We start from the raw sequence: 24,840 nt of genomic DNA, 5'->3' as shown, positions 1-24,840 counted from the left end.
CGGGGTGCAAAGGTAACAGCTTTCATCTCAACCGGCCAAATCTTTTTTCAAGTTTTGACGTTTCTTTTTCACTTCTGTTCAACCCTTTCCAAAGAACCCCCGCTGTTTCGTTTAGCGGGCCGCAAAGATAGGGACGGAAAACAATCCGCCAAATCAATTTTTACTTTTTTTCGCCACCCGGCCATTTGTCCCTTCCCGTCTGGCGCTCCTCTCCTCCTTTTATCAGTACGATTTTAGGCTTCGGGGGTTGGCTCATCCCCTCTCCCAGGTAAAAGCCGGTATGCGGCGGCTGGTTGTAGGCCACGTTCTGCCAGGCAATGCTCAGGCGGTACTGTGGATCGTGCATCAGCGTATACAACCGCTTGTCCGTGGGGATCGGCGTCGAAAAGATCCGCAGCTCTTTATTATCGGTAGTGGAATAGATCACCTCTTCCCTCCAGTCGCCCAGCAGGTCGGCGGATAAGACCGGGGTGGACTTGGTGCCGTTATTACTGCGGCAGCCAAACCGCGCCGCATCCAGCATCCGGACGGTGCGGGCATTCATGAAGTCCCACTTATCGATCCGGGTACTATTCAGCACCTCGCTCAAAACATCGCCATCCCAGTAAATGCCGAAGTTGCAGGCGGGGGTATTGTCCGCAATCTTATTTCCCTTGCAGTCAAACAACCCTGTGATGCCGGCGCCGGCCACCCAGCATTCGTAACCGGGATAACGGGGATCAATATCCAACGCCAATCCCCGGCCCGGGCCCTCCCCGTCCTCTCCCGCTTTCTGGGAAGCCTTTTTCCAGAGCACCTCGCCGGTGGCCGCATCCCGGAAATTAGCGCCGGCATCGGAAAACCGCTCCTGTATATCGAATACTTCCAGTCCCGGGTGAGCCGGATCAAGGTCCGAAACGTGCAGGGCATCGCCATGTCCCAGGCGGGTGGAATACAATGCCTTGCCGTTATCATCGATGGTCATCGCCCCGAACACGATCTCGTCCCTGCCATCCCCATCCACATCGGCAATACTGAGGTTGTGGTTCCCCTGGCCCCGGTAGGCCCGGCCGCCCGTAACGGGGTCGTCGCTGTCGAAGGTCCATTGGCGGGTCAGCTTGCCTCCCTTCCAGTTCCAGGCGGTCAGCACCGAACGGGTGTAATACCCCCGGGTCATGATCAGGCTGGGCGTTTTTCCATCAAGATATGCCACCGCCGCCAGGAAACGGTCCATCCGGTTGCCGTAGCCGTCGCCCCAGAGGGCTTTTAATTCCTGTTCAGAGGGATTTAAGCTGGAGGGGTGGCGGGGCGGGATAAAGTCGGTGGTGCCCAGGGCGGCGCCGGTCAAGCCGTCGAAGACGGTCAGGAACTCGGGCCCGGCCAGGATATAGCCCCTGTCGTTGCGCCAGTCTTTGTTCGCATCGCCGATCACCTTTCCCCGGCCGTCGAGGGTGCCGTCGGCGGTTTTGCAGGCCACTTCGGCCCTGCCGTCGCCGTCCAGGTCGTACACCATGAACTGGGTATAATGGGCGCCTTCGCGGATGTTCTTCCCGAGGTTAATGGTCCACAGCAGGGTGCCGTCCAGTTTATATGCCTGCAGCAGGGGCGGGTCGGTAAAGCCGGCGTGGCTGTTGTCGTGGCCCTTGCCGGCCTGGTGCAGCACGATCTCGTATTCGCCGTCCCCGTCGAGGTCGCCTACCGAGGCATCGTTGGGAGCGTAACCGGCAGGGGTTTGCAGGGGAACCGACAGGTAGGGAGCGGCAGGCGCTTGTTGCAGTCCCCTGCTTTCCGCCCCTTCCACCCCGTTGATCAGGGGGGTCACGGAATAATGGACCGTGGCCGGGGTGCCGGCGGAGCTGTCGATAAAACCGGTAGTTTCGGTTATGGGCCGCCGGTTTAATTTCTGGCGCCGGTTGCCCGAGGTCCGGTACAGGTTAAAGGCTATGTCGGCGGGGTCGGTGCCGAGCAGCCGCCAGCTGACAAATACGGAGCCGTTCTCTTGCCGCACAGCCACCAGGCCGCGGCCCAGGTGCTCCATCTGGCGCTGCGCCAGCGCGGGGGTTGCCAGCAACAGCAGGGCCGGAAGGGCCGCCCGCCGGAAAAAAGGATTTCTTTTCATTAAAGAATTCAGTTTAAGCATCAAGTGGGTGGTTGATCGGGGAAATCAATGGGAGGCCGACAGCTTCAGGTGTTCCACCTTGCTGTTCTTCAGGGCAAAATACAGCACCATCAGCAGGCAGACGGCCGGCACCACATAAGCCCACTGGATGTTGGAGGCGTCGGACACCCGGCCCATGATCACGGGGAACACCGCCCCGCCCACGATGGCCATGATCACCAGCGAAGAGCCTTCCTTGGTCTTGGTGCCCAGCCCGCGGACGCTGAGGGCGAAGATGGTCGGGAACATGATGGACAGGAAGAACTGCACGGCAATCAGGGCGTAGACCGCGGCCATGCCGCTGGTGCCCACCGCCACTCCGAGGAGCAGCATGACGATGACGCTGTACAGGGCCAGCAGCCGCGGCGGGGCTACAAACCGCATGAAGAAGGTGCCGGCAAAGCGCCCGATCATAAAGCCCAAAAGGGCGGCGGACAAATAATAGGCAGCCGTTTTCTCGTCCATCCCGGCCACCCGGCCCGCAAAGCGGATGAAAAAGCTGCTGATGCACACCTGGGCCCCCACGTAAAAGAACTGCGCCAGCACGCCCAGCACCAGGTTTTTTTCGTTGAGGATGGAGCCTTCCACTTCCAGGGAGTCGTCCTCCCGGATCTCCGGCAGCGGCGTCCGCCACAGGAAGAGCGCTACCGTCAGCACCACCAGCCCGATGATGATATAGGGCGCCTGTACGGAGGAGGCTTCGTGTTTGAGATAAGCATCCAGTTGCAGGGCAGACATGGCCCTTTCTTCTTCGGGCGTCAGGGTCTTGCCCGACAAAATGTACTTTCCGCCGATCAGGGGGGCCAGGAAGGCGGCCAGGCCGTTAAAGGATTGGGCGAAGTTGAGGCGCTGGGTGCCGGTGGCGGGATCGCCCAGCACCGTCATGTACGGATTGGCGGCCGTTTCCAGAAAAGCCAGCCCGCTGGCGATGATGAACAGGGCCCCCAGGAAAAAGCCATAGGAACGGGCGGCGGCAGCCGGGTAAAACAAAAAGGCGCCGAAGGCAAACAGCAGCAGGCCGAAGATGATGCCGCCCTTGTAGCCAAAGCGGTTCATAAACTTGCCGGCAGGGATGGCCAGCAAAAAATACGCGATATAGGAAGCGGAATCGATCAGGGCGGACTGGGTATCACTGAGCTGGCAGGCCTTTTTAAGGTGCGGGATCAGGATCGGGTTGAGGTTGAGGGCAAAGCCCCAGAGAAAAAACAGCGATGTGATCAGGATAATGGCAAACCGGGTGTTGTTTGCCTGCGTTGTTGTGTTCATACAGAAGCCCGGGGGTTTAAACAGCTTAAGGTTTCAGGTGCCGGTTTACGAAAAGCAACCGTGCCGGTAAATATACGCCCTCCGGTTCAACGAGGGCCAATCTTTTGCCTACCAACGACTTCCCTTCCGGATGCAGCGCCCGCCCCGCCGGTACGGATACCGGATCTTTGCTTATCTTTGAGTCCCTTCCGCCCCGCCCGGGAACCGGATGGTTACCAAAACCGTTTTTCAAAACTGCTGTACCCTATATGAACAAGCTCCTGCTACTGCTGTTCCCTTTATTCTTCCTTTTTGGATCCCCGAAACCGTCGGCCGGCCTGGAAAGTCCCGCTGCGAACGTCTACGTTTGCGTCAGCACTACCTCCGTAGCCTACCATAATCAGAAAAGCTGCCGCGGATTGAACCGCTGCACCCACCAGGTGGTGACGGTGAGCGAAGAAAAAGCGGTGAAAGAATACGGCAAACGCAAATGCCTCATCTGTTATTGATGAAAAAGATCCGTAAACCGCTCCGGGTCGCCGCGCTGACCCTGCTGGTCACCGTTTCCCTGGCGCTGGCATACCTGCTGTCGGCCTTCGTACTGTCACGCATAACCGTAGATGCCGAGGCCCCGGTGAGCGGTGAGGTCACCTGCTACCTGCTGACCAACGGGGTGCATACCGACCTGGTGGTACCCGTAAAGTCGCCCCAGATCGACTGGAGCCGGGAGATCCGCTACGAGTATACCCGTCAGCAGGACAGCACCCTGCCTTACCTGGCCCTGGGCTGGGGCGACAAAGGGTTTTACCTGGAAACGCCTACCTGGGCCGACCTGAAATTCCGCACCGCCTTCCGGGCGGCCTTTGCCCTCAACACGTCGGCCCTGCACGCCACCTTTTATCGAACCATGAAGGAAGGGTCCGACTGCGTGCGCCTGCCCCTTTCGCAGGAGCAGTACGGCCGGCTGGTGCGCTACATCCGCCATAGCTTCCTTTTGGACAGCGGCGGGCATTTCCAAAAAATTGCCACCACCGCGGTCTACGGGGCCAACGATGCCTTTTACGAGGCGGTGGGCAGCTACAGCCTGTTGCATACCTGCAACACCTGGGCAAACAACGGCCTGAAAAGCTGCGGCCAGAAAGCCGCCCTCTGGACACCGTTTGACACGGGAATTTTCTATCATTACAAAAAAATCACGAAGCCATGAATCAAAAACCTTCTGCTGCTTTTATCGGTGCTTCCTGGGTAGCCATGCTGACGGGAGCCGTCGGCTTCATTATCGGCCTGTGGGGATCGGACATGCTCCTGAACGAAAAAGGGTATTATTTTACCGTGCTGATGTTCGGCCTCTTCGCGGTGGTCTCGCTGCAGAAAAGCGTCCGCGACCGCCTGGAAGGTATACCGGTAACCGATATCTATTACGGCATCTGCTGGTTCGCCACGCTGCTGTCGCTGGTGCTGCTGGTGATCGGCCTGTGGAATGCCGCCTCGCTGCTGCCCAGCGAAAAAGGGTATTATGCCTTTGCCTTTCTGCTGGCCCTTTTCGGCGCCATCGCCGTACAGAAAAATATCCGGGACAGCGGCGGATGGGGCATCAAGGAACGGAAAGAAGAGTAAGGCAGGGGCGCAGGCCCCTGCCGGTAGGGCCCATCCCCTATGGCTGCTATACCAGGTAGTCGAACAGGGTGCCGGCAATGGCCAGGACCACTGCCATCAGCAGGGCCGTGGTAAAGGACGCGACCTCGAAGCCTCGAAAGAGTTTGTCGGCCAGCTTGATCATCAGGGCGGTAACGAACAGCCGCACCAGGAAACTCAACAAGAAGAAGGTTACCAGGTTCAGCGGAAAGCGGATCAGGGCGCCTATGGTGGCATTCAACAGGGCCACCACCAGGGCCACGCCCACGGCGGTACCGAAGTCCCGGACATGGACGGACGAAAGAACACGGGACAACAACAGCAGTACGACCGCATTGAACAACAATTCCAGAATAAAATCCATAACGGCAATTTTTAGGTTCCTCCCCAGCCATTCAGAAAGCGTACCAAACCGGGAAAACATTCAAAATCCTTTTATCGCCCTGTTAACAGCCTTTAGTGAAGCCTTAACACCCTGCCGCAGGACTATTTGCCAAATTTGCAGGCCGTTCCTTTCCTTAATCCTTAACCATAATCCTAAAAAGCCGCTGCATGCAAAAACTGCTTTGTTCCCTGCTTTTTTTCCTGGGATGCTTTTCAACCCCGGCCGTTTGGGCCCAGGCCGCCCACCAGCCCTTTACCGACTCCCTGCCTACCCGGCCAGACACCAGGGCGGTGCTTCCCGCCCCTGCCGCCCCGGAAAAAACGACGAAACTGCAAACCCTGACTATTTCACTGAAGCAACAGCTGTCCACACCACTGGTTCCCAAACCCCTTTCCATTAAGGCGGTGGTGATCCCGGTGGCCATGATCGGCTACGGGGCCTTTTCCCTGTCGAACAAAGAGCTGCAGGAGCTCAACCGCTCCATCCGCAGCGAAGTAGGCAAGGGCGCCAGCCACAAAACGCCCCTGGAAGACTATTCGGTGCATGCCCCCACCGCAGCAGTGTACCTGCTCAACTTTGCCGGCATCAAGGGAAAGCACAACTTCATTGACCGCACCCTGCTGTACGGCATGTCGTCGCTGATCGGCAACTCCCTCACCATGTCCGTAAAAAACCTCACCCAGGTGATGCGGCCCGACAGCTCGAACCAGCTGTCCTTTCCTTCGGGCCATACGACCAAGGCTTTTATCGCCGCCGAATTCCTGCGGCAGGAATACAAGGATGTGTCGCCCCTGTACGGCATTGCCGGCTATGCGGTGGCCGCCGGCTCGGGCTTTATGCGGATGTACCACAACAAGCACTGGCTGAACGATGTGATCGCCGGTGCCGGCGTGGGGATCCTCTCCACCCGCCTGTCGTACTGGCTTTACCCCAAACTGAAAAATTCCCTGCTGAAGGGCGTAAAAGGCAATACGGTGATCGCACCCACCTACCAGGATGGCGCCTTCGGACTGGGCATGGTCCATAACTTCTAAAGCGGCTACCGCTTTCCCAAAAACTTTCAGGGGCGAACCTTCCGGTTCGCCCCTTTTGTTTGGCATGGATTTTATCCAGCCTTCTGGAGGCGATCACAGGATTACGCGACAGGCTATTGCACTCTTCACACATAAATGGAAACCGGATGAACGTGAACAAGTTTTACCAGAAATTCTCAACCTGCAGTTTTTTTCTTTTTCTTTTACTGAGTATGGGCCTGACGGCAACGGCACAGGAACCGAAGGATTCCTCCCTCGCATTCACGGCGCCACCGGCCAGCATCCCGGAGCCGCCCCCGCCCCCTCCCGCACTGGCCAGGGCACCCGACACCACCCATGTATACCGCATCAGCTATCCCCGCTCCCTGGGCTTTACAGCCATAGCCACGGCGGCCAACCTGTGGGCTACCCCCAACCTCATTAAAAAGAAAAAACCGCTGACCGACGCGGAACTGGCCTCGCTCAACCCCAACATTTTCAACGACATGGAAAAATGGGCCCTGCGCCAGAACGTCACCGACCGCGATAAGATCAACGTGCGATCCGACCACGTGCTGACCATCACCTCGCTGAGCGCCGCCGCCCTGCTGGCCGACCGCAAGATCCGCAAGGACTGGACCCGCATCGTCACCCTGTACCTCGAAACCACGAGCTTTACCTTCAGCGTGTACAGCTTTTCGCCCTTCGGGCCCCTTTTTCACAACAAGGTCCGCCCCGTTTCGTATTATGCCGACCAGCCCATGGAAATCCGCAAAGAAGGCAACTCCCGGAACTCGCTGTACAGCGGCCACGTGGCCAACGCCGCAGCTTCCACATTTTTTATGGTAAAAGTGTACAGCGATTACCACCCCGAACTGGGAGCTAAAAAATACCTCCTGTATGGTGCCGCCTCCCTGCCGCCCCTGCTGATCGGTTATTTGCGGGTAAAAGCCCTCTATCATTTTCCCTCTGATTGCCTTATCGGCCTGATCATCGGCGGCGTCTCCGGCATCGTGGTTCCCGAAACCCACCGCATCCGGAACCATTCCAACCTGAAGGTAGGACTGGCAGCCACGGCCGCCGGTCCGGGACTGGCCCTTAGCTGGAAATTTGACAAAAAACCCCAAAAAATATTGCTGAACTATGCCGACCTGGCCAGCAGGAAATAAAGAAGAAAAGAAATTAGCCGGGTGAAACCGGCAATTAATACTGCCCGGGCGGGCAAAAAAGATGAGACCGGCCTACCACAGCCGGTCTCCCATTTTCAAACCTTTAACCTATGAAATTTAACCAATAAACGAATGGAAGGCAGCTTGCCGCTGCTGGTGGAACCGCCATCCCGGCGGCCCTTAAGGCCTTTCCCGTACGCTTCACTTATCTAAGCGCGGGAGCACCCTTAATTCTGAAGCAAATCTAAAGACTGGGCTGCAGGAAAATGGTTACCTATCGACGAAACCCTGCAATTGGTCGCTAAAGCTTACTAAGTTTCTCATAGGTTCACTAATAAATTACCCTTACCCCCTAATCCTAAGACCGGCCCGGGCAGAAAAGCCCGGGCCGGTTCGTTTTATTTGCGCGGAAAACCGGCCGCAGCGGCGGTTTTAAATACAAGGCAGCGGGCTATTGAATATCAGTTATCTTTGGGGCTTCCTTTCGTCTTTCCGCAGCCCGGCCCCTGCCGGGCGGAAAAGCCGCATCCCGGAAAATACATTTTGAAAATTAATAACGATAGAGTAATATTATGGAAGAGCTTTCTAAGGCAGCGTTTGTTCGGGTACGCCTGGTGGCCTCATCATGCACCAACCCTCTTATCCTGCCCGGAAGGCTTTTTTTTTAGGGGTCCCATTCATGTGAGTAAACCGCATAAATCCGCCCAGTAAACCCTAAAGACAACAGCCATGAGTGCAAAAAAAATCAAACTGCTCCAGTTCCTGTCCACCCGTGCCGGGGGCCTGACCCTCGACCAACTGCCCGACGAGATCCGGACAGGACTGGATGAGGAAGAAGAAACCGACAACCTGATCCAGATCATGGACCTGTTGCGCCGGGAAAAAATGGCGCAGCCGGATGGGGCGGGTGCCTGGGTGATTACCGATAAAGGCAGGCGGGAAATCGAACGATACCAGAAAAGCCTGTACCCGGTTTATTACAAAGCGGTCCTGCATTACCTGGCGGATTTTACCCATGATTTCCTCCCGGTATCGGAAGTGCTGAACCGACTGGAGGTGCCCGACGAAGAAGGCGTGCTGGCGGCGGCCATCGAGAAAAAGCTGGTAAAGGAAGACCTGGTCTATATCCTCACTCCCGGCGGCGTGCTGATCAATGGTAAAGGCCGGCAACGGGCACAACAGCAGCGGCTGTGGTGGCAGGAAAACGGCGGCGCGGAAGCCCCCCGGTCCTGGTCCTTCCTGGCCGCTTCAGATGCCTCCCAAACCGATCCCTACGATGACGGAAACGAAGCCGGCGCCTCTTCCGCCTGGTCCCTGACGGCCCTGCTGCGCCGGTTCTCCAACCTGTTTACCGGCCTGGGCGCTGCTCCCGACCCACGGGAAAAAGAAAATGTCGGCGTTCCCGAAGCCTGACAAAGCGAATAGCCGGCACCGGTAGCAGGGGTGCCGGCGGCAAAACAGAAAAATAATCCAGCTTCCCGCCCCCGCCCTTCCCTTCAATTAAAAAAGTTTGTAATTTCCTGAAATCAATTAACCTCCAAAGCTTATTACATGAAAAAGGTTTCCGACATCCTGTCGCGCAAAGGAAAGCACATTACAGCCGTCACGCCGGGCACGACGGTGATTGACGCCCTGAAGATCATGGCGGAAGAAAATATTGGATCGATCATCGTCATGGAAGGCAGGAATTTCCTGGGAATCATGACCGAACGCGACTACGCCCGCAAGGTGGTCCTGAACGGGAAGTCTTCTTCAGCCACCACCGTTTCGGAAATCATGTCCACCGAATTTCCGCCCATTGCCCCCCGGGACACCATCGAATACTGCATGCAGCAGCTCTCGGAACGCAACATCCGTTACCTGCCGGTGTTTGAAGAGGACCGCCTGACCGGCATTATCTCCATCAACGACGTTGTACGGGAAACCATCACCGCCCACGAAGAAACCATCACCCACCTGAAAGACTACCTGCACGCCAACTTATAGTTCCAAAGTTCCAGAGTTCACCTGTTCCGTTAGGGAATAGTTGCCCGGTACCTGCCGGGCTTTCATGCTATTTTCCTTAAAGGAACAGGTGCAGCTCTTTTATGTCCCGGGAAAAGCGAAGCCGAACAGGCGATTTTAATTATTTTAAATTTTAATATTTGCTTTTTAAACAAAACGCGCAATATTTTCAGCAAGTTTTCCTTATTTTGCAAGTGGAAAAACATTGTTGAGGTAATAAAATTGTCAAAAACGCCATTTTCATCACTTGACACATTTTAATAAACTAAAACCTTGTTCTTTTTCCAATCCTATTTCACCACCAAAGCATATTTTATGAAAAAGGTTTCGGACATTCTCTCCCACGAAGGAAAACACATTACGGCCGTCGCTCCCACCACTGCGGTGCGGGACGCCCTGAAAATGATGGCTGAAGAAAATATCGGATCGATTATCGTTATGGACGGAAAGAAGTTCCTGGGAATTATGACCGAACGCGATTATGCCCGTAAAGTGGTACTGACCGGGAGGTCCTCTGCCGAGGTCACCGTTTCCGAGATCATGTCGACCCACTTCCCGGTGATCTGCCCCAAGGACACCCTGGAGTTCTGCATGCAGCAAATGTCCGACCTGAACCTCCGCTACCTGCCCGTATTCTCGGCAGGCCGGCTGATCGGCATCATCTCCATCAACGACGTAGTATCGGAAACCATCAGCGGACACGAAGAAGTGATCACGCATTTGACGGATTACCTCCACGCCAATTTATAGAAGTTCCTGAGTTCCTGAGTTCCTGAGTTGTTTAGAGATAAAGCTAACTTTAAAAGCTTTCAAACAATCAAGGAACTCAGGAACTTAGAAACTCAGGAACTATTTATTCCACCGGCGGCTTATCTCTTACCACCACCAAATCACTGAGGTCGACGGTCAGGGGCATGAGGCCCAGCTGGACAATGGCTTTTTTGCCGCGGAGTTCCAGCACCTCTCCCACCTTGTGGCTCTTTTTCATCAGCACCTTGACGCCGGGGACGATCTCACCGCCCACTTCCTCGTATTTTGAACCGAGCTTTTTCTGCACTTTTTCCGCCACCTGCTTTTCCTTTTGCTTGAACAGCAGGGCCTGCAGCTGCTTCATCAGCTCGTTGCGGCTTTCCATATTATCGGCCTTGCGCCAGTCGAGCACGATCTGCTTCAGCTTGCGCTCCATGTCCTTCAGGTAGGCCAGGCGGTCCTCCGTGATCTTGTTCTGCTGCTTCAGCAACTCCACCTGCTGGCGGTGCTTTTCCTTGTGGATAAGGGCTTCCATTTCCTTTTTCAGGCGGTCGTTCTCCTTCAGCAGCCCATTCAGCTCCTTTTGCTTGAGCTCTACCTGCCGCAGGTCCTGCTCCGTACGGTTCAGCAGGCGGTCCAGGCTGAAATGGTCCTCGTCCACCAGGCGGCGGGCGCGGTCGATGAGGCGTTTGTCCAGGCCGATACGCTGGGCAATGGCAAAAGTGTAGGAGCTGCCCGGCTTGCCTACGATCAGCTTGTACATCGGCAGCAGGTTGTTTTCATCGAAGGCCATGGCCCCGTTGATGATGCCGGCCGTTTTGTTGGCCATCACCTTCAGGTTGAGGTAGTGGGTGGTCACAATGCCGAAGGCGTGCTTGCGGGCCAGCTCCTCGAGGATCACCTCCGCAAAGGCGCCGCCCAGGTTGGGGTCACTGCCGCTTCCCAGCTCGTCGATAAAGAAAAGGGTCTTGCCGCTGGCGTTTTCCATGAAATGCTTCATGCTCAGCAGGTGACTGCTGTAGGTGCTCAGCTCGAACTCGATGCTCTGGGTGTCGCCGATATGGATCATCAGCTGTTTGAAGATGCCGAACTCCGAATTGGGATGCACCGGCACCAGCAAGCCGCTCTGCACCATCATCTGCAGCAAACCTACCGTTTTCATGGTCACGGTCTTACCGCCGGCGTTCGGTCCGCTGATGACCAGGATGCGGCTGTCGCTGTCAAGGGTAATATCGGTAGGGATGGTGGGCTTGGCCGCTTTTTGATTGTACAGGTACAGCAGGGGATGGTAGGCCCGCACCAGGTGCACGTGGGCCTTGTCGGTCACCACGGGGTATTCGGCATGCAGGTCAATGGCAAAGGTAGCCTTGGCGCGTATAAAGTCGTACTCGCCCACCACGGCATGGTAGGTGGTGAGCAGGGGCGCATAGACCGACAGGCGCTTGGTCAGCTCTTTCAGGATGCGGTATACTTCCTTGCGCTCGGAATTTTCGAGCTCGAAGATCTGGTTGTTGTATTCGATGGTTTCCTCCGGCTCGATAAAAGCGGTGCGGCGGCTTTCGCTTTCGCCGTGCAGGATGCCTTTGACGGTGCGCTTTTGCTCGGCATAGACCGCCACTACCCGGCGGCCGTTGAGGAAGCTTTCCTCGATCTCGGCCAGGTAGCCCTGCTTGTTTAACTTACTGATCAGGCGGTCAAACACCCGGCGCAGTTCGTTGCGCTTACGGTACAGGTTCATCCGGATGGTCTGCAGCTCTTCGGAAGCGCTGTCTTTAACATTTCCGGTTTCGTCGATCACCTCGTCGATCAGTTGGAGGATCGCTTTTTCGTAATAGGTGTCTTGGATCACCTGTACCAGCGATTCGTAAACGGTGCGCCTTTCGGCGTCGAACCAGCGGAAGATCTTTTCGATACTCACGGCCAGCTTGCGCAGGTTCACCAGTTGTTCGCCGCTCAGCAGCGCACCGGCAATGCCCAGCAGCTTCAGGTCGCGGGCCAGGTTCAGCACATAGTCGTTGGGAAAATAAATGGCATTCTGGATCAGTTGTTTGTATTCGTGCGTTTGCTTTAATTCACGTTCGATAAATTCTTTGCGGGTATGGATGCGCAGGTCGTCCGCCTTGGCACGGGCGTACTCCGACCGGCATTTCTCATGCAACAAATTCTTGATCTTGTCAAATTCTAACTGCGTTGAAGCAGACTCGGGATATAATCTCATGTTTAAAATAAAAGTCCGGTTGGCAAAGGTACAGGACGATCCTTTCTCATAAAAAACTGCAAAACCCCGTCCAAAGCTTGTGTTAAAAAGCCTACCTTGTATTTTCCATTCACCAAACTGATATAATCTTTGCACTAGAATCGTTTCATGATGATAAAATCAGCACTGGCAGCGATATTTGTGGTTTGCTTTGCAGCCTGCACTTCAGAGAACAAATACAATACTATGAGCTCATCGTTGGTAAACTCTTCGGAAAAAATTTCTGAAAAAATCGATACCGCCACCTTCGGAACCGGCTGTTTCTGGTGTACGGAAGCCATTTTCGAGCAACTGGAAGGCGTGGTGAAGGTCACCTCGGGCTATTCCGGGGGCCGCGTGCCCAACCCCACCTACAAGCAGGTATGCACCGGCGAAACCGGCCATGCCGAATGCGTACAGGTGCTGTTCGAACCCGAAAAGATCTCCTTTGACGACCTGCTCGAGGTGTTCTGGCAGGTGCACGACCCCACCACCCTCAACCGCCAGGGTGCCGATGTGGGGACACAATACCGCAGCGTGGTGTTCTACCACGACAAGGAACAAAAAGACAAAGCTGAATACTATAAAGAAGAGCTGGATAAGAGCCAGTCCTTCAAAGCTCCTATCGTGACCGAGATCGCTCCCTTTACCAAGTTCTACACGGCCGAGGACTACCACCAGGAGTATTACGAGAACAACAAGAACGCCAACCCTTATTGCGCCGCGGTGATCCGGCCCAAGCTGGACAAGTTCCAGAAAGTGTTTGCGAAAAAGCTGAAAACGAATTAATTTTTTCTTCATAGCCAGTAACGCGAAAGGATGCCTCCCGGCATCCTTTCGCTTTTTTGCCCCCTCCCGGCAATGAAGTCCTGCAGACTTTTGTAGTTTCACGGCCATGATCAGGCTCCTCTCCCTTCTTTGCACCCTCCTGGCCGGTACCTGCGGCCTTTGTCAGAAAAGCCTTCCCTCCGTAAAAATACTTACCAGCGGCACCGCTGCCAGCCTGCGCGGCCTGAGCGTGGTAACGAACAAGATCGTCTGGGCCAGCGGCAGCAACGGCACCGTGGGCCGCTCCACGGATGGCGGCAAGACGTGGAAGTGGCAAAGCGTCAAAGGATTTGAAAAATGCGACTTCCGCGACATCGAAGCTTTTGACAGCAAGACGGCCATAATAATGGCCATCGACACACCTGCCTACCTGCTCAAAACCACCGACGGCGGCGGGAGCTGGAAGGTGGTGTACGAAAGCCACCAGCCGGGCATGTTCCTCGACGCCCTGGAATTCTGGAACCGCGAAAGCGGCATCGTCATCGGCGACCCTGTCGGTGGCAAAATGTTCGTGGCCCGCACCTTCGACAACGGCAATACCTGGATGGAGATCCCCGACCGCTACCGCCCCGCGGCCGACAGCGGCGAGGCGTTCTTTGCTTCCAGCGGTACCAACGTGCGCCCCCTCGACCGCGACGAGTCGGTGCTCGTTTCGGGCGGCCTGACCTCCTGCATCTATATCCGCGACAAAAAATACGGACTGCCCATTCTCCAGGGTTCCTCTACCACCGGCGCCAACTCTGTTGCGGTCTGGGACAACCGAAAACACCGGGGCGGCAAGCGAATGATGGTAGTCGGCGGCGATTTCACCCGGCCGCAGTCCGATACGCTGAACTGCTTTTTCACCACCAACCGGGGCAAAACCTGGACGGCGCCTCTCCACCCGCCACGGGGCTACCGCTCCTGCGTGGAATACCTTTCCAAAAACAAGGTGCTGACCTGCGGCCTCTCCGGTGTGGACTTCTCGGCTGACGGCGGAAAAACATTTTTCCCCCTTAGCTCCGACGGCTACCACGTATGCCGCAAAGCAAAAAAAGGCACCGCTGTATTCCTCGCCGGCGGAAATGGGAAAGTGGGGAAAATGGAAGGGCGATGAGGCGTTTACGAGTTTACGAGTTGCTGGCGCCCGAAGGGAACTCGTAAACTTGTAAACTATTCGTTCACTTTATTTCTTCAAGAATCTCCCGAACGGACGGTCGTTTTTTGGGGTCGTCGTTAAAGAAGCGATAGGTGATAAACCCTTCCTTGTTGACGACGTAGACGGCAGGAATGGCCAGGAAGGCCTTTTGCTTTTGGTTGTTGATGGCCAGCAGGTCGTTGCCGAAGCTTTTGTAGCGGTTGAGGGTGCGCTCGTCCACCTGGAAGGCGCCCTGCCAGGCTTTGGCGATCTTCATCTCCTCGTCGTGCAGGATCGAAAAAACGGCTTTGCTTTTGGCGATCGTGGAATCAATGCCGTCCTTGCCTTCGGGCGTAATGGCCACCAGGCGGGCGCCCTTGCCGATGATTTGGTCCACCGAATCCTGGAAGCGCGTCAGCTCGCGGATGCAATAAGGGTCCCAGTAGCCGCGGTAAAACAGCACCACCACCGGTCCTTTGCGGCGCAGCTCCTTCAGCGAAATATCGATGCCCGTCTGGTCCGCCACCCGGAAGTCAGGGGCCTTGGAATTAATGAACAAACCTTCGGGCTTGTCCTGTGCAACGGCACTGCCAAAGGAGAGAACAGCCAGGAAGAATACGAATAGCTTTTTCATGAGCAAAAGTTAAACAGGTTTTGTATCACATGGACGCCTTTAAAAAACTTTTGGTTGCAACTTGGGGCCCGGCACCGGTCTGACGCGGGTCCAATATAGGTGGAAACACTTATAAAAATCAAAGCATCCGACAATGCGGAAGTAAGTGTTTTCGCTATACTTTTACAGCGCCAACGATGAGCAAGCACCATCCTCATCTACCTGTTATCCAATCCCTTGAAAAGCTTTTTATTCTTTTTCCAGGCGAAATCCAAGCCAGATCTTTCCCCAAGGGAAAGTCTTACGTCCTTACTATTTCCAAAACTATTGAACCAGTAATCAAACGAATGCTGTATGAGTACATTCCCCAAATGTTTATGCCTCCTGATACCCGTTGCCCGGCTCCATCTGTACGGGCAGTATTACGGGATCTCCCCCATTTTTTTGACCGGCCATTCAGCCGCATGACCTGATCGCCTCCTGTCCGAAGCGCTGGGCGCGCATTTCCCGGGCAATATCCTTCTTTCCCTATAGTGCAGTTTTGACTGTGCCGGGCGCTGCGTGCTGTTCTTATAACGGCCATATGTGACCGAAAGAATTCTCCATGCCTCAAAGGAAGAAACAACCCCATAGATACAACCGGTTATATATACTAATTTTTTTACTGACATAAAAATGTAACAAAATGAAACACAGATTCAATGTATTTGCCGTAACGGCTTTGGCCCTGATGATGACCACCACGGCAACAGTGGGTTGCAAGAAAAGCATCCAATCGGAAACTGTATCCGAAACCAGTATCGCCAGTGCGGCAAACAATTCCACCACCACCGGGACCATTACGGCCCAATCCGTACAAGTGAATGTGGGAGGCATCCAGCAGTTTTACCAGCTTACCGAAAGGGAGAAATGGTCGTTTAGCTTTTCTACCCCCGCTGATGCCTCCACAGGATTTTCTACCTATTTTACCCTTTCCGTTACGGGCAGCCTCAATGCGGCACAATTGGAACATGCGAAGCAGCAGGCCTTTCTCGACAACATGTGCAATTTATGGTCGGGCACTGCTTTAGTGCCGGTAACCACCAGCTTTGGCAAAAATGGCTCAGCCACCTGTACGCCGGTTTCTGCCGAACCTTATGCCCTGAAAACCGGCTGGTCGGTGGACCTGTCCGGCAATAGCAGCGTGGATGTAAACCTCAGCAACATTTTCGTGGCGTCCGCATCGTTCCAGGAAAGGCAGGAGAAAAAAGGGGTAGTCACCAAAAAATACTCCTTCTCTATGGGCAATGATGCCGAAACCTCCCGTCTGTCCGGCCTGAAGATCGAGCTGCTGCATAATGGCGCAGTGGTGGAAACCCGTACCGACCTGGCGCATACCCTGGAGCAAAACGCCGACTGGTACTATGTGGCCAATGCCGGTATTTTTGGAAATGAACTGGGCAAATATGCACTGGCAAACGGCGTGGGAAGCGAACGCAAGGTAAGCGAGATCCTGCTGGGTGACGTGGATAACTTTGCCGGGAACAACGGCACCGGCGGTACCCGGGCTGTAATTGCCAACCAGTCCTTTACCAATCTCGCCCTTGATGGCGATTACACGGTCAGGATCTCCGGTAATGTAAAGGGCAACAGCTTTGAAGCCGACCAGTCTTTCTCGATCGAGAAAAAGGTGGTGACTGTTGGCGGATGTAAATAAGGATGTCTGGATTCATGCGAAAAAGGGTTCCTGTAGTTTTTACAGGGACCCTTTTTTGTTCCCTTCCCTAAAACTATTTCTTGAACATGAAATATACGGCCCCTAGAAGAAAGCAAAAGCTTGCCAGGTATTTCAATTGAAAAGGCTCTTTGAGCACCAGCACGGCGAAGACGCTGAAAACTACCAGGGTGATCACTTCCTGGATGATTTTGAGCTGGAAAGGATTGAAGCCGCCCAAAAAGCCCGCCCGGTTGGCGGGCACCATCAGGCAGTATTCGAAAAATGCGATCAGCCAGCTGAAGATCACCGCCTTCCACAACGGCCAGCCCGTGTGCTTTAAATGGTAATACCAGGCAAATGTCATGAACACGTTGGAGAGCAGCAGTAAAACGATGGTACGCATATTCTTTGAACCTGATTTTTTCTCTTGATCTTTTTTCCTCTTTTCTTCTCTTAGCCCTTAGCTGGCGAGGCTCCGAAAGTCTACCGGCACCAGCTTGCTCACGCCGGGTTCCTGCATGGTGACGCCGTAGATGACGTCCACGGTGCTCATGGTGGTTTTGTTGTGGGTGACGATGATGAACTGCGAGTTCTGGCTGAACTGCCGGATCATGTTGGTGAACTTGCCCACGTTGGCGTCGTCCAGCGGGGCGTCCACCTCATCGAGAATACAGAAAGGCGCCGGCTTGATGAGGTAAATGGCGAACAGCAGGGCGGTGGCTGTCAGGGTGCGCTCTCCCCCGCTGAGCTGGTTGATGCTGCTGGGACGCTTGCCTTTGGGCTTGGCCACGATGTCGATGCCGGTCTCGGCCAGGTTGGAGGGCTCGGTCAGCAGCAGGTCGCACTGGTCGTCCTCGGTAAAGAGGGCCTTGAAGACCTTCATAAAGTTTTCCCGCACCTGGGTGAAAGTGTCGAGGAACTTCTGGTTGGCGGTGGTCTCCACCTCGGCAATGGTTTGCAGCAGGCTTTGCTTGGCCGACACCAGGTCATTCTTCTGCTCCTCGATAAAGTCGTAGCGCTTCTTCATTTCCTCGTACGCCTCGATGGCCGTGGGGTTCACCTCGCCCAGGTTTTCCAGGCGCTTCTTCATGCGGTCCGACTTTTCCTGCAGCTCCTCCACGGGAATTTTGGTGGTGCGGGGCTCGTCGAGGATGTCTTCGAGCTTTATTTTAAATTCCACCTGCAGGCGTTCCTTCATGCCCGCCAGGCGCAGCTTTACGTCGTTGAGCTTGTCCTTGATATCCGACAGCTGGTGTTCCACCTGGTCCTTTTCCTTTACCTGCTGGCGCAGGGCGCTTTCCTTGGCGGAGAGCTGGTTGCGGAGGTTATAGTATTCCTGGTCGGCCTTGTTCAATAAATCCTGCTCCTCCTCGCGGCGGCGCATCAGCTCTACCAGCGTCTGCCGGATCTCTTCCAGGTTTTCCGCCGACTGCTTGATGTTGCCGGAGGTTTCCTGCAGCTGTTTGGTATTGGCGGTCACCTGGGCTTTCAGGTCGGTCAGCTGGTTGGTCTTGAACTGCAGTTCCTGCTTCAGGGCATTGATCTTGCTTTGCTGGCGGGTGACCTGCAGGTTGAGGTTGTTGTATTCGTTGTTTACCTCGTTGTACTGCAGCTCGATGTTGCGGTAGCCCGTTTCGGCTTCCTGCACCTGGTCGCCCAGGCCGGCCATCTGCTCGTTCAGGGCCTGAAGGTCGCGGCGCACGGCTTCCACCGAAGCGCCGGTCTGTACCAGTTGCTCGTTCAGGTCTTCCAGGCGGCGGCGCGACTGCCCCTGGGAGTGCTGGAAGTTTTCCAGCTTGTTCTGGAGGGCGTAGACCTGGTTGTTCAATTGCTGGATCTGGCGCTCGGCCTCCCGGATCAAACCATCCTTCAGGGCGCCATTGAGGCGGGCCAGCTGGCTTTGGTGGTCCTGGATCTGTCCCTGGTATTCCTCCACCACGGCCTTTTGTTCCTCGATCTGCTCCTGCAGTTTTTTGAGGTTTTTCACCCGGCCGATCTTCTTGCCTTCGAACAAGCCGACGCTGCCGCCGCCCAGGGTGTAATGCCCTTTTACGTAGCGGCCGTGGCGCTCCAAGATCACTGCCCCGTTGCTGTGTTCCAGGGCCGATTCGTCCTCGGCAATGAACACGTTGCCCAGCAGCTGTTCGGCCAGGGGGCGGTACAGCTCGTCCACCTCGATCACCTCCAGGGCCGGCAGGGTGCCTTCGGGCTGCGGCTGGCGGGCAAGGTTGCTGTCGGCGGTTACCTTATCCAGTAAAAAGAAATTGGCCTTGCCCTTTTTGTTGCCGTCCAGCAGGCGCACGGCCTGCATGCCTTCCCCGAGGTTGTTGACCACGTAGTAGTTGAGATAAGGCTCCAGCACGTTTTCCACGGCGGCCCGGTATTCTTCCTTTACGTAAATGATGTCGGACAGGATGGGCGCGGTATGGTTCCAGCCCTTGTTGTTGTGCAAAAACTTGACGCTTTCGGGATAGCCCTCCATCTTATCCACGAGGCTTTTGAGCAGGGCGTGTTCGTTGCGTTTGGCGTCGAGCTTGCGGCTTTCTTCCGCCAGCCGGGCCCGCAGGCCTTCCAGGGAGGATTGGGTCTGCTGGATCTGCTCTTTGGTGCGCTGCTGCTGTTCCTGCAGCTGTTCCAGCTCCAGCAGCTTTTCGTTGTACTGCTTTTCCTTCGAGCCCCGCTCCTGCTCGATCTGCACCAGCAGCTCTTCGCGGTTGGCCTGCTCTTCCTCGGCCTGCCCGATGGCCCGCTGGAGGTTCTGGATGGAGGTATCGGCCACGGCCACCTTTTTTTCGGCTTCGAACTGGCTGCGCTGCACCTGCTGGTAGGCGTTGCGGAGGCTGTTCAGCGCCGAGCGGCGTTCGTCCAGCACCCGCCGCTGCGCATCTACCGAAGCCCGCAGCTCTTCCAGCTCGGCGGCATAATCGCCATAGGCGGACTCTTCGTCCTCCAGTTGGCCGCGGGTAAACTCGAGGCTCTCTTCAATGCCGGTGATCTGGCCGCCGGCTTTTTGCAAAAACTGGGTGAGGCTGCCTTCGCGTTCTTTCAGGTGTTCGAGGCGCTGGGCCGCCAGGTTCTTTTCGTTTTCGCGGGTGCGCACCTGCTGCACCAGCTCGTTAAAGCCCTGCTGCATACTGTGCAGTGCCCGTTCCTTTTCCACGAAGGCGAGCTTTTCGCTTTCCAGGGCCGCCTCTTCGGTGGCGATGGCTGCTTCCAGCCGTACCCGGCGGTCGGTTTCGGCGTCGTGCTTTTCGTTCAGCTCTTTGAACACTTCCGTAAATCCTTCCAGCGACGCCTTCGCCAGCTCGATGCTGACCTCGCGGTAGTCCTTTTTGATTTCGTAATACTTCTGGGCTTTCTTCGCCTGGTTTTCGAGGGTTTTGAGCTGGTTGTTGATCTCGAACAGCAGGTCCTCGATGCGGGCGAGGTCCTGCTCGGTGGCGTCGAGCTTCTGCCGGGCTTCTTTTTTCCGGGTTTTGTAGATGGAGATACCGGCGGCCTGCTCGAGCATGCGGCGGCGGCTGTTTTCCTTGTCTTTGATGAGGTCATCGACCATGCCCAGCTCGATGATGGCGTAGCTGTCGGTGGATACGCCGGTGTCGAGGAAAAGGTTTTGAATGTCTTTGAGGCGGCACTGCACGTCGTTGAGGCGGTATTCGCTGTCGCCGCTTTTGTAGAACTTCCGGGTTATGGTGACGATGTTGAACTCGGTGGGCAGCAGGTTCTTGGTGTTCTCGAAGGTGAGGCTGACCTCGGCCAGGCCGCTGGCGCTGCGGGTCTTGGAGCCGTTGAACACCAGGCTTTCGAGGTTCTCCGAGCGCAGGTGGCTGATCTTCTGCTCGCCGATGACCCAGCGGATGCTGTCGACGATATTGCTCTTGCCGCAGCCGTTGGGCCCGACAATGCCGGTGATGTTCTCGTCGAAATTGACCAGCGTTTTGTCGGCAAAACTCTTAAAGCCCTTGATTTCTAATGATTTTAATCGCACAAGTAACCCGGTTTATTGCAGACAAATATAAGAGAGTTCCTGAGTTCCTAAGTTCCTGAGTTCCTGAGTTTGGCTTTGGTTTCGGGCACTTCCATCCGGCCAGGCCTAACTCAGGACCTTAGGAACTCGGGAACTTATCTTAACTTGTCGTACTGTTGAAACTGAAGCCGCATGAAGAACATCAAGCTGATCGAAGTACCTTCTGAGATAGGCGCCGGCACCCGGGGCGCCAGCCTGGGCATTGAAGCGATTAAAATTGCGGCGCTGGACTTCATGAGCAACTTCTTCATCCATTTCCCCTCCGAAAAGATTCCCCACGAAAACAAGCTGCTGTACGAACCCATCGAGTCGCCTTATGCCAAGCGGATCAAAGGCATCGTGAACATGTACGAAAAGGTAAGCCGGGCGGTGTGTGAAACGGTACGCTCCAATTTTTTTCCCGTCCTGCTTAGCGGCGACCACAGCACGACCGGCGGCACCCTGGCCGGCATCAAAATGGCCAGGCCCCACAGCAAGCTGGGCGTGGTCTGGCTCGACGCCCATGCCGACCTGCACACGCCCTACACCACCCCTTCGGGAAATTTGCACGGCATGCCCCTGGCAGCTTCGCTGGATGAGGACAATGCCGACTCGGCCGTCCATGCCCTCGACGAAGAGACGGTCAACCACTGGAACGCCCTGAAGAACGTGGGAGGCATCCACCCGAAAATACTGGGAGAAGATATCGTGCTGGTCGGCCTGCGGGATTATGAAGCAGAAGAAAAGTTCCTGATCGACAAATACGGCATCAAGGTGATCTCCACCAAGGAAGTACGCAAAAAAGGGGCGGAACAGATCAGCCGCCAGATCACCCGCTACCTGGGCGATTGTACGGACATCTTTGTTTCCTTTGACGTGGACTGCCTGGACTCCTCCATCAGCAAAGGCACAGGCACACCGGTTACCAATGGCCTGCGGGAGCGGGAAGCCGAAGACCTGATCAGCAAGCTGATGCAAAACCGCAAGGTCTGCGGCTTCGAGATCACCGAGGTCAACCCCACGCTGGACAAGGAAAACCTGATGGCCGAAATCGCTTTCAATATCCTGCAGCGAAGTGTGAACGTGCTGATGATGTCCTGATGAATAGTTTACGGGTTTACGGGTTCACGAGTTGGGTCGTGGAAAGGGTTCCGAACCCTATTCGTTACCGTTTTACTATTCTGTTTTACATGCTTCGTTCCATATTTTACATTCTATATTTTCCATTTTATATTTTACATTTTCAGCCGGACTACCTTTCCTAAAACACAGTAGCGGGGCAGGGGTATTTCTTCCATCTTTTTGATCTTTACGGGACCGAGTTCGAAGGCGCTTTCCAGGCAACGTTCTTTTAATCGGGCCGCTTCTTTTTCCCTGCCGGCAGCTTTGAGGATAAAGGCGCCCTTATAAGCGGCATCGGGCTCGAAGGTTCGGCCGGCCACGTAGGTCTGGTAAATGGACAAAGCTTTGGGATGATCGCCTTTATGATGCAGGGCCCAGGCCAGTTCCAAATAACTTTCGGTGGTGGGGCGGTTCTGGACTTCCCGTTGCGCCAGCTCCAGCGCCTGGTCGCTATGTTGGGGCGCCAGCACGTCCACCAGGTATTTGTTGTACTGATCGCCGTAATCGGGATGGCGGACAGCTGCCACGAACCGGCGGGTAAGCTGCTCCTTTTCCTGTTCCCTGCCTTCATCTTCCGCTATACCGGCAAGAGCCAGGTACAGGTCGGGTGCAGGCGTCTGCCCTTCGATGAACCGTAATATGCGTTCGGCTTCCTTGGTATTGTGGTCCCACGACCAGGCAATCCAGGCAATGCCCTTCAGGGCGTGGAAATAGGCCCCATCTTTTTGCAAAACCGCCAGGTAGGCGGCATAGGCATCCTTTATCCTTCCGGCATGGGCATAGCGGTCGGCCAGGTTGGAAAGGGTCCAGCAATACAGTCCTTTTTGGGATAACCCCTTTACCTTATCAAAAGCCGCTTCCATGGCGGTTATGGAGGCGTCGGTATGACCCTGGTGGTCTTCGTAGCGGGCCCGGCGGATAAGATAGTCGAAGGAGACTTTATCCTTCAGGGCGGCCAGGAATTTGCCGGCCTCGGCATAGCGGCCCACTTCCATGGCCGCATCGAAGGCGATGAGGTGATATTGGAAAGGGGAAGCACCGTGCCGGCGGGCTTTTTCGTTATAGGCCGCGGCATCGGAAAAGCGGTGGCGGGTGATGGAGACCTGGGACAGCATTTGCAGGATGGCGGGATCGCTGTTATTCAGCTTCCGGGCGGCGGCGGCCACCAGCGAGTCGCCGGCCTGCAGGTGGTGCACCCGGCCCGTTAAATGGAACAGGGCCAGCCGGTTGCCGGCCACCTCCAGCAGGTTCACGAAGCTGCCGGTATCCTGCTGCAACCGGCCGATCCAGAAGGACAGCTCCTGCTGCTGCCGGTGCACTGCCGCGCCCAGGGGCGCCGGTTGCAGGAAAGGGGCATAATCTTCCGGCCGTGCCACCTGTTTCCGGGCACAGCCCGCCGCGATGGCGGCCACGAGGATAAATAAAAAAAAGGGTTTCATACTAACTGGATTAGACGTTATTTTCTCTTGCCGGGAAACAAAAAGGGAAGCGGCGCAGCGACGCAGCGCCGCTTCCTGAAAAGGAACCACTAAAAGGGCGCTGCCAGGTAAGGAAACGTATTCAAAAAAGCCTTGTCGTTGCTGTTGACGTTATCCTTCGTCAGGCCGGGGTTGGCGGTTCCGGCAGGTCCGCCGAAGAGCAGCAGCAGTTCCGTGTCGATCACGTCGTCGGCGAGTGCTCTTCCCGTAAGCACGTTGGTGCCGTCGAAGAAGGTGGTGGTGCCGCTCATTTTTACGTTCAGCACGTCGGTCACCAGGGCCGTCGCGAACTGGTCTTTGGACATGCCCAGGGCATTGCCCATATAGCCGAAGGCGGTGAGCTTGTTGACGAAATCTGTTTTAAACGCCGCGCTCATGGCCGAAGGAACGGTGCCATTAAATTCGTCCTTGCGGGCCATGCCGATGAATACCGTATTGATGGCGGGCCTTGCCATCTGGTCTTTCTGCATGTAGGTACCTGAAGTATCGAAACTGTCTTTATCGTCTTTGTCCTTCTTGCAGCCGGCCAGCAGCACAAGAGCCAATGAGGGCACGAACGCCCATAATTTATTGATGCGTTTCATAATTGCTGATTGAAATGATTTACGGGAAAGAAAGAAGTGATGCGAAAGGAGTGGTCGCTCAAAGCGAATTGCTTATTGCTTATTGCTTATTGCTTCGTTTTCGTTTCCGCCCATACGTTGAGGGTGGCGGCGCTGCCCAGCAGGGACTTGGGAACTTCCACGACGATGGATAGGACATTGGTACCGGCAAAGGTGTCCATGCCGGGGCTGCGGAAGGCCGTTTGGGTGCCGGCCATGATCTCTTTAAAGCGGGTGAGGTCGAAAAAGAAGGGATCGTCCCTGGGACCGGCAAAGACCCGGATGCCGTTGTTGTTCATACCGGTGGCGGGAGACGAGCCGTAAGCCGTTACTGCGGCTTCGGTCATCGGGGCGGAAGTGCGGATAGCGCTCATGGTGCCGGTGGTAGCCGGGGCCACGGGACCGTACACCCGAAGTTTTCCGTTCTGCACCAGGCACTGGAGGACAAGGTCCTCCACGTTATCGCCGGTATTGTCGATATTAAATTCGTACAGCGTATTGGAAGGGAACTGCGCCGTAGCGGTTGCCATAGGCGACATCAATCCCATAACGTTGCAGGCGAACACCATCTTTGAATTGTCGGCCGGGCTTTGAAAGGCGTAAATGTCGGTAATGTCGGTGCCGGCGCTGGTACTGCCCGCACCCGTAACCATAGGCGCATCAATATGGTCGGCGGCCCACAGCACGCCTCCCGCCAGTGCCAGACCGGCAACGAGTCCTGTAATGATCTTGCGTTTCATAAATAATGATTAAGAGGTTGCGAAATATGCATCATGTACGATCGGTGAAACGGTTTGGATTGCC

Annotated in this window: 22 protein-coding genes; 12 read left to right on the top strand and 10 right to left on the bottom strand. The window is 55.6% G+C overall.

From position 1 onward, the window contains the following. Positions 1–160 precede the first annotated feature (160 nt). Together V9K67_RS19770 and fucP are read right to left on the bottom strand one after the other, a co-directional pair. The gene (locus V9K67_RS19770) at positions 161–2,098 is read right to left on the bottom strand and encodes a rhamnogalacturonan lyase (RefSeq protein ID WP_336725459.1); all 1,938 of its coding nucleotides are present in this window, start codon (positions 2,096–2,098) and stop codon (positions 161–163) included. 45 nt (positions 2,099–2,143) lie between these two features. Beyond that, positions 2,144–3,403 carry an L-fucose:H+ symporter permease gene (gene fucP / locus V9K67_RS19765; RefSeq protein WP_336725458.1) on the bottom strand — a complete coding sequence of 420 codons (1,260 nt, stop codon included), beginning with the start codon at positions 3,401–3,403 and terminating at the stop codon, positions 2,144–2,146. A gap of 248 nt (positions 3,404–3,651) precedes the next feature. Here fucP and V9K67_RS19760 point away from each other — a divergent pair, with 248 nt between their 5' ends. The 3 genes from V9K67_RS19760 to yiaA are packed head-to-tail and all read left to right on the top strand — an operon-like array spanning position 3,652 to position 4,999. Next, on the top strand, positions 3,652–3,891 hold the full coding sequence (locus V9K67_RS19760; protein ID WP_336725456.1) for a hypothetical protein: 240 nt from the start codon (positions 3,652–3,654) through the stop codon (positions 3,889–3,891). Next, positions 3,891–4,589, top strand: a complete 699-nt coding sequence (locus tag V9K67_RS19755; protein ID WP_336725454.1) for a TIGR02117 family protein — start codon at positions 3,891–3,893, stop codon at positions 4,587–4,589. The genes V9K67_RS19760 and V9K67_RS19755 overlap by 1 nt, the downstream gene beginning before the upstream one ends. Beyond that, positions 4,586–4,999 (top strand): inner membrane protein YiaA, encoded by a 414-nt coding sequence (yiaA, locus tag V9K67_RS19750; protein WP_336725452.1) that lies wholly within the window; start codon positions 4,586–4,588, stop codon positions 4,997–4,999. Before V9K67_RS19755 ends, yiaA begins: the two co-directional genes overlap by 4 nt. A 46-nt stretch (positions 5,000–5,045) precedes the next feature. Here yiaA and V9K67_RS19745 read toward each other — a convergent pair whose 3' ends face one another. Then, positions 5,046–5,381 carry a phage holin family protein gene (locus tag V9K67_RS19745; protein ID WP_336725449.1) on the bottom strand — a complete coding sequence of 112 codons (336 nt, stop codon included), beginning with the start codon at positions 5,379–5,381 and terminating at the stop codon, positions 5,046–5,048. A 188-nt stretch (positions 5,382–5,569) separates the two neighbouring features. Here V9K67_RS19745 and V9K67_RS19740 point away from each other — a divergent pair, with 188 nt between their 5' ends. The 5 genes from V9K67_RS19740 (at position 5,570) to V9K67_RS19720 (ending at position 10,338) form a co-directional block, all read left to right on the top strand. Beyond that, the gene (locus V9K67_RS19740; RefSeq protein WP_336725448.1) at positions 5,570–6,436 is read left to right on the top strand and encodes a phosphatase PAP2 family protein; all 867 of its coding nucleotides are present in this window, start codon (positions 5,570–5,572) and stop codon (positions 6,434–6,436) included. A 146-nt stretch (positions 6,437–6,582) separates the two neighbouring features. After that, the gene (locus V9K67_RS19735) at positions 6,583–7,584 is read left to right on the top strand and encodes a phosphatase PAP2 family protein (protein WP_336725447.1); all 1,002 of its coding nucleotides are present in this window, start codon (positions 6,583–6,585) and stop codon (positions 7,582–7,584) included. A gap of 729 nt (positions 7,585–8,313) precedes the next feature. After that, the gene (locus tag V9K67_RS19730; protein ID WP_336725446.1) at positions 8,314–8,997 is read left to right on the top strand and encodes a hypothetical protein; all 684 of its coding nucleotides are present in this window, start codon (positions 8,314–8,316) and stop codon (positions 8,995–8,997) included. 138 nt (positions 8,998–9,135) lie between these two features. Continuing rightward, positions 9,136–9,570: a CBS domain-containing protein gene (locus tag V9K67_RS19725; protein WP_336725445.1), complete on the top strand. Its 435-nt coding sequence runs from the start codon at positions 9,136–9,138 to the stop codon at positions 9,568–9,570. A 333-nt stretch (positions 9,571–9,903) separates the two neighbouring features. After that, positions 9,904–10,338, top strand: coding sequence for a CBS domain-containing protein (locus tag V9K67_RS19720; protein WP_336725444.1), 435 nt, complete (start codon positions 9,904–9,906; stop codon positions 10,336–10,338). Positions 10,339–10,441: 103 nt separating this feature from the next. On the opposite strand, the gene V9K67_RS19715 is transcribed toward V9K67_RS19720, so the two are convergent. Further along, on the bottom strand, positions 10,442–12,556 hold the full coding sequence (locus tag V9K67_RS19715) for an endonuclease MutS2 (RefSeq protein WP_414696783.1): 2,115 nt from the start codon (positions 12,554–12,556) through the stop codon (positions 10,442–10,444). Positions 12,557–12,781: 225 nt separating this feature from the next. Here V9K67_RS19715 and msrA point away from each other — a divergent pair, with 225 nt between their 5' ends. Both msrA and V9K67_RS19705 read left to right on the top strand, forming a co-directional pair. Next, positions 12,782–13,363, top strand: a complete 582-nt coding sequence (gene msrA, locus V9K67_RS19710) for a peptide-methionine (S)-S-oxide reductase MsrA (protein WP_336725441.1) — start codon at positions 12,782–12,784, stop codon at positions 13,361–13,363. A 106-nt stretch (positions 13,364–13,469) separates the two neighbouring features. Next, entirely contained in the window at positions 13,470–14,498 is a 1,029-nt protein-coding gene (locus V9K67_RS19705) for a WD40/YVTN/BNR-like repeat-containing protein (protein WP_336725440.1), read from the top strand. A gap of 64 nt (positions 14,499–14,562) precedes the next feature. Here V9K67_RS19705 and V9K67_RS19700 read toward each other — a convergent pair whose 3' ends face one another. Then, positions 14,563–15,153, bottom strand: coding sequence for a peroxiredoxin-like family protein (locus V9K67_RS19700; protein WP_336725439.1), 591 nt, complete (start codon positions 15,151–15,153; stop codon positions 14,563–14,565). 664 nt (positions 15,154–15,817) lie between these two features. On the opposite strand from V9K67_RS19700, the gene V9K67_RS19695 reads away from it, so the two are divergent. Then, positions 15,818–16,828, top strand: a complete 1,011-nt coding sequence (locus V9K67_RS19695; RefSeq protein WP_336725437.1) for a hypothetical protein — start codon at positions 15,818–15,820, stop codon at positions 16,826–16,828. A 73-nt stretch (positions 16,829–16,901) separates the two neighbouring features. On the opposite strand, the gene V9K67_RS19690 is transcribed toward V9K67_RS19695, so the two are convergent. Both V9K67_RS19690 and smc read right to left on the bottom strand, forming a co-directional pair. After that, a complete protein-coding gene (locus V9K67_RS19690; RefSeq protein ID WP_336725436.1) occupies positions 16,902–17,231 on the bottom strand; it encodes a DMT family protein in 330 nt (109 codons plus the stop codon). Positions 17,232–17,288: 57 nt separating this feature from the next. Next, entirely contained in the window at positions 17,289–20,816 is a 3,528-nt protein-coding gene (smc, locus tag V9K67_RS19685; protein ID WP_336725434.1) for a chromosome segregation protein SMC, read from the bottom strand. A 171-nt stretch (positions 20,817–20,987) separates the two neighbouring features. Between smc and V9K67_RS19680 the strand changes: the two genes are divergently transcribed. Next, positions 20,988–21,935, top strand: a complete 948-nt coding sequence (locus V9K67_RS19680; protein WP_336725433.1) for an arginase — start codon at positions 20,988–20,990, stop codon at positions 21,933–21,935. A 134-nt stretch (positions 21,936–22,069) separates the two neighbouring features. Here the strand turns inward: V9K67_RS19680 and V9K67_RS19675 are convergent, their stop codons facing one another. The 3 genes from V9K67_RS19675 to V9K67_RS19665 all read right to left on the bottom strand — a co-directional run bounded on the left by V9K67_RS19675 (position 22,070) and on the right by V9K67_RS19665 (position 24,776). Continuing rightward, positions 22,070–23,395 carry a tetratricopeptide repeat protein gene (locus V9K67_RS19675; RefSeq protein ID WP_336725431.1) on the bottom strand — a complete coding sequence of 442 codons (1,326 nt, stop codon included), beginning with the start codon at positions 23,393–23,395 and terminating at the stop codon, positions 22,070–22,072. Between the two features lie 89 nt (positions 23,396–23,484). Continuing rightward, a complete protein-coding gene (locus V9K67_RS19670; RefSeq protein WP_336725429.1) occupies positions 23,485–24,018 on the bottom strand; it encodes a DUF4331 family protein in 534 nt (177 codons plus the stop codon). An 86-nt stretch (positions 24,019–24,104) separates the two neighbouring features. Beyond that, positions 24,105–24,776: a DUF4331 family protein gene (locus tag V9K67_RS19665; protein ID WP_336725426.1), complete on the bottom strand. Its 672-nt coding sequence runs from the start codon at positions 24,774–24,776 to the stop codon at positions 24,105–24,107. Positions 24,777–24,840: the final 64 nt, after the last annotated feature.

It is taken from the genome of Huijunlia imazamoxiresistens, from assembly GCF_037132455.1.
GTDB classification, from domain to species: domain Bacteria; phylum Bacteroidota; class Bacteroidia; order Chitinophagales; family Chitinophagaceae; genus Flavisolibacter; species Flavisolibacter imazamoxiresistens.
Note: the sequence above shows the minus strand (reverse complement) of the source record. Positions and strands in the feature narration are given on the sequence as shown.

Excerpts from the sequence above, each read along its gene's own strand:
- V9K67_RS19705 (WP_336725440.1), top strand. The coding sequence starts at position 13,470 with ATGATCAGGCTCCTCTCCCTTCTTTGCACCCTCCTGGCCGGTACCTGC.
- V9K67_RS19665 (WP_336725426.1), bottom strand. The coding sequence starts at position 24,776 with ATGAAACGCAAGATCATTACAGGACTCGTTGCCGGTCTGGCACTGGCG.
- V9K67_RS19755 (WP_336725454.1), top strand. The coding sequence starts at position 3,891 with ATGAAAAAGATCCGTAAACCGCTCCGGGTCGCCGCGCTGACCCTGCTG.
- V9K67_RS19700 (WP_336725439.1), bottom strand. The coding sequence starts at position 15,153 with ATGAAAAAGCTATTCGTATTCTTCCTGGCTGTTCTCTCCTTTGGCAGT.
- V9K67_RS19670 (WP_336725429.1), bottom strand. The coding sequence starts at position 24,018 with ATGAAACGCATCAATAAATTATGGGCGTTCGTGCCCTCATTGGCTCTT.
- fucP (WP_336725458.1), bottom strand. The coding sequence starts at position 3,403 with ATGAACACAACAACGCAGGCAAACAACACCCGGTTTGCCATTATCCTG.
- V9K67_RS19725 (WP_336725445.1), top strand. The coding sequence starts at position 9,136 with ATGAAAAAGGTTTCCGACATCCTGTCGCGCAAAGGAAAGCACATTACA.
- V9K67_RS19695 (WP_336725437.1), top strand. The coding sequence starts at position 15,818 with ATGAAACACAGATTCAATGTATTTGCCGTAACGGCTTTGGCCCTGATG.
- V9K67_RS19745 (WP_336725449.1), bottom strand. The coding sequence starts at position 5,381 with ATGGATTTTATTCTGGAATTGTTGTTCAATGCGGTCGTACTGCTGTTG.
- V9K67_RS19730 (WP_336725446.1), top strand. The coding sequence starts at position 8,314 with ATGAGTGCAAAAAAAATCAAACTGCTCCAGTTCCTGTCCACCCGTGCC.
- V9K67_RS19760 (WP_336725456.1), top strand. The coding sequence starts at position 3,652 with ATGAACAAGCTCCTGCTACTGCTGTTCCCTTTATTCTTCCTTTTTGGA.
- V9K67_RS19735 (WP_336725447.1), top strand. The coding sequence starts at position 6,583 with ATGAACGTGAACAAGTTTTACCAGAAATTCTCAACCTGCAGTTTTTTT.
- V9K67_RS19680 (WP_336725433.1), top strand. The coding sequence starts at position 20,988 with ATGAAGAACATCAAGCTGATCGAAGTACCTTCTGAGATAGGCGCCGGC.
- V9K67_RS19770 (WP_336725459.1), bottom strand. The coding sequence starts at position 2,098 with ATGAAAAGAAATCCTTTTTTCCGGCGGGCGGCCCTTCCGGCCCTGCTG.
- V9K67_RS19675 (WP_336725431.1), bottom strand. The coding sequence starts at position 23,395 with ATGAAACCCTTTTTTTTATTTATCCTCGTGGCCGCCATCGCGGCGGGC.
- V9K67_RS19740 (WP_336725448.1), top strand. The coding sequence starts at position 5,570 with ATGCAAAAACTGCTTTGTTCCCTGCTTTTTTTCCTGGGATGCTTTTCA.
- V9K67_RS19720 (WP_336725444.1), top strand. The coding sequence starts at position 9,904 with ATGAAAAAGGTTTCGGACATTCTCTCCCACGAAGGAAAACACATTACG.
- yiaA (WP_336725452.1), top strand. The coding sequence starts at position 4,586 with ATGAATCAAAAACCTTCTGCTGCTTTTATCGGTGCTTCCTGGGTAGCC.
- V9K67_RS19715 (WP_414696783.1), bottom strand. The coding sequence starts at position 12,556 with ATGAGATTATATCCCGAGTCTGCTTCAACGCAGTTAGAATTTGACAAG.
- msrA (WP_336725441.1), top strand. The coding sequence starts at position 12,782 with ATGAGCTCATCGTTGGTAAACTCTTCGGAAAAAATTTCTGAAAAAATC.
- V9K67_RS19690 (WP_336725436.1), bottom strand. The coding sequence starts at position 17,231 with ATGCGTACCATCGTTTTACTGCTGCTCTCCAACGTGTTCATGACATTT.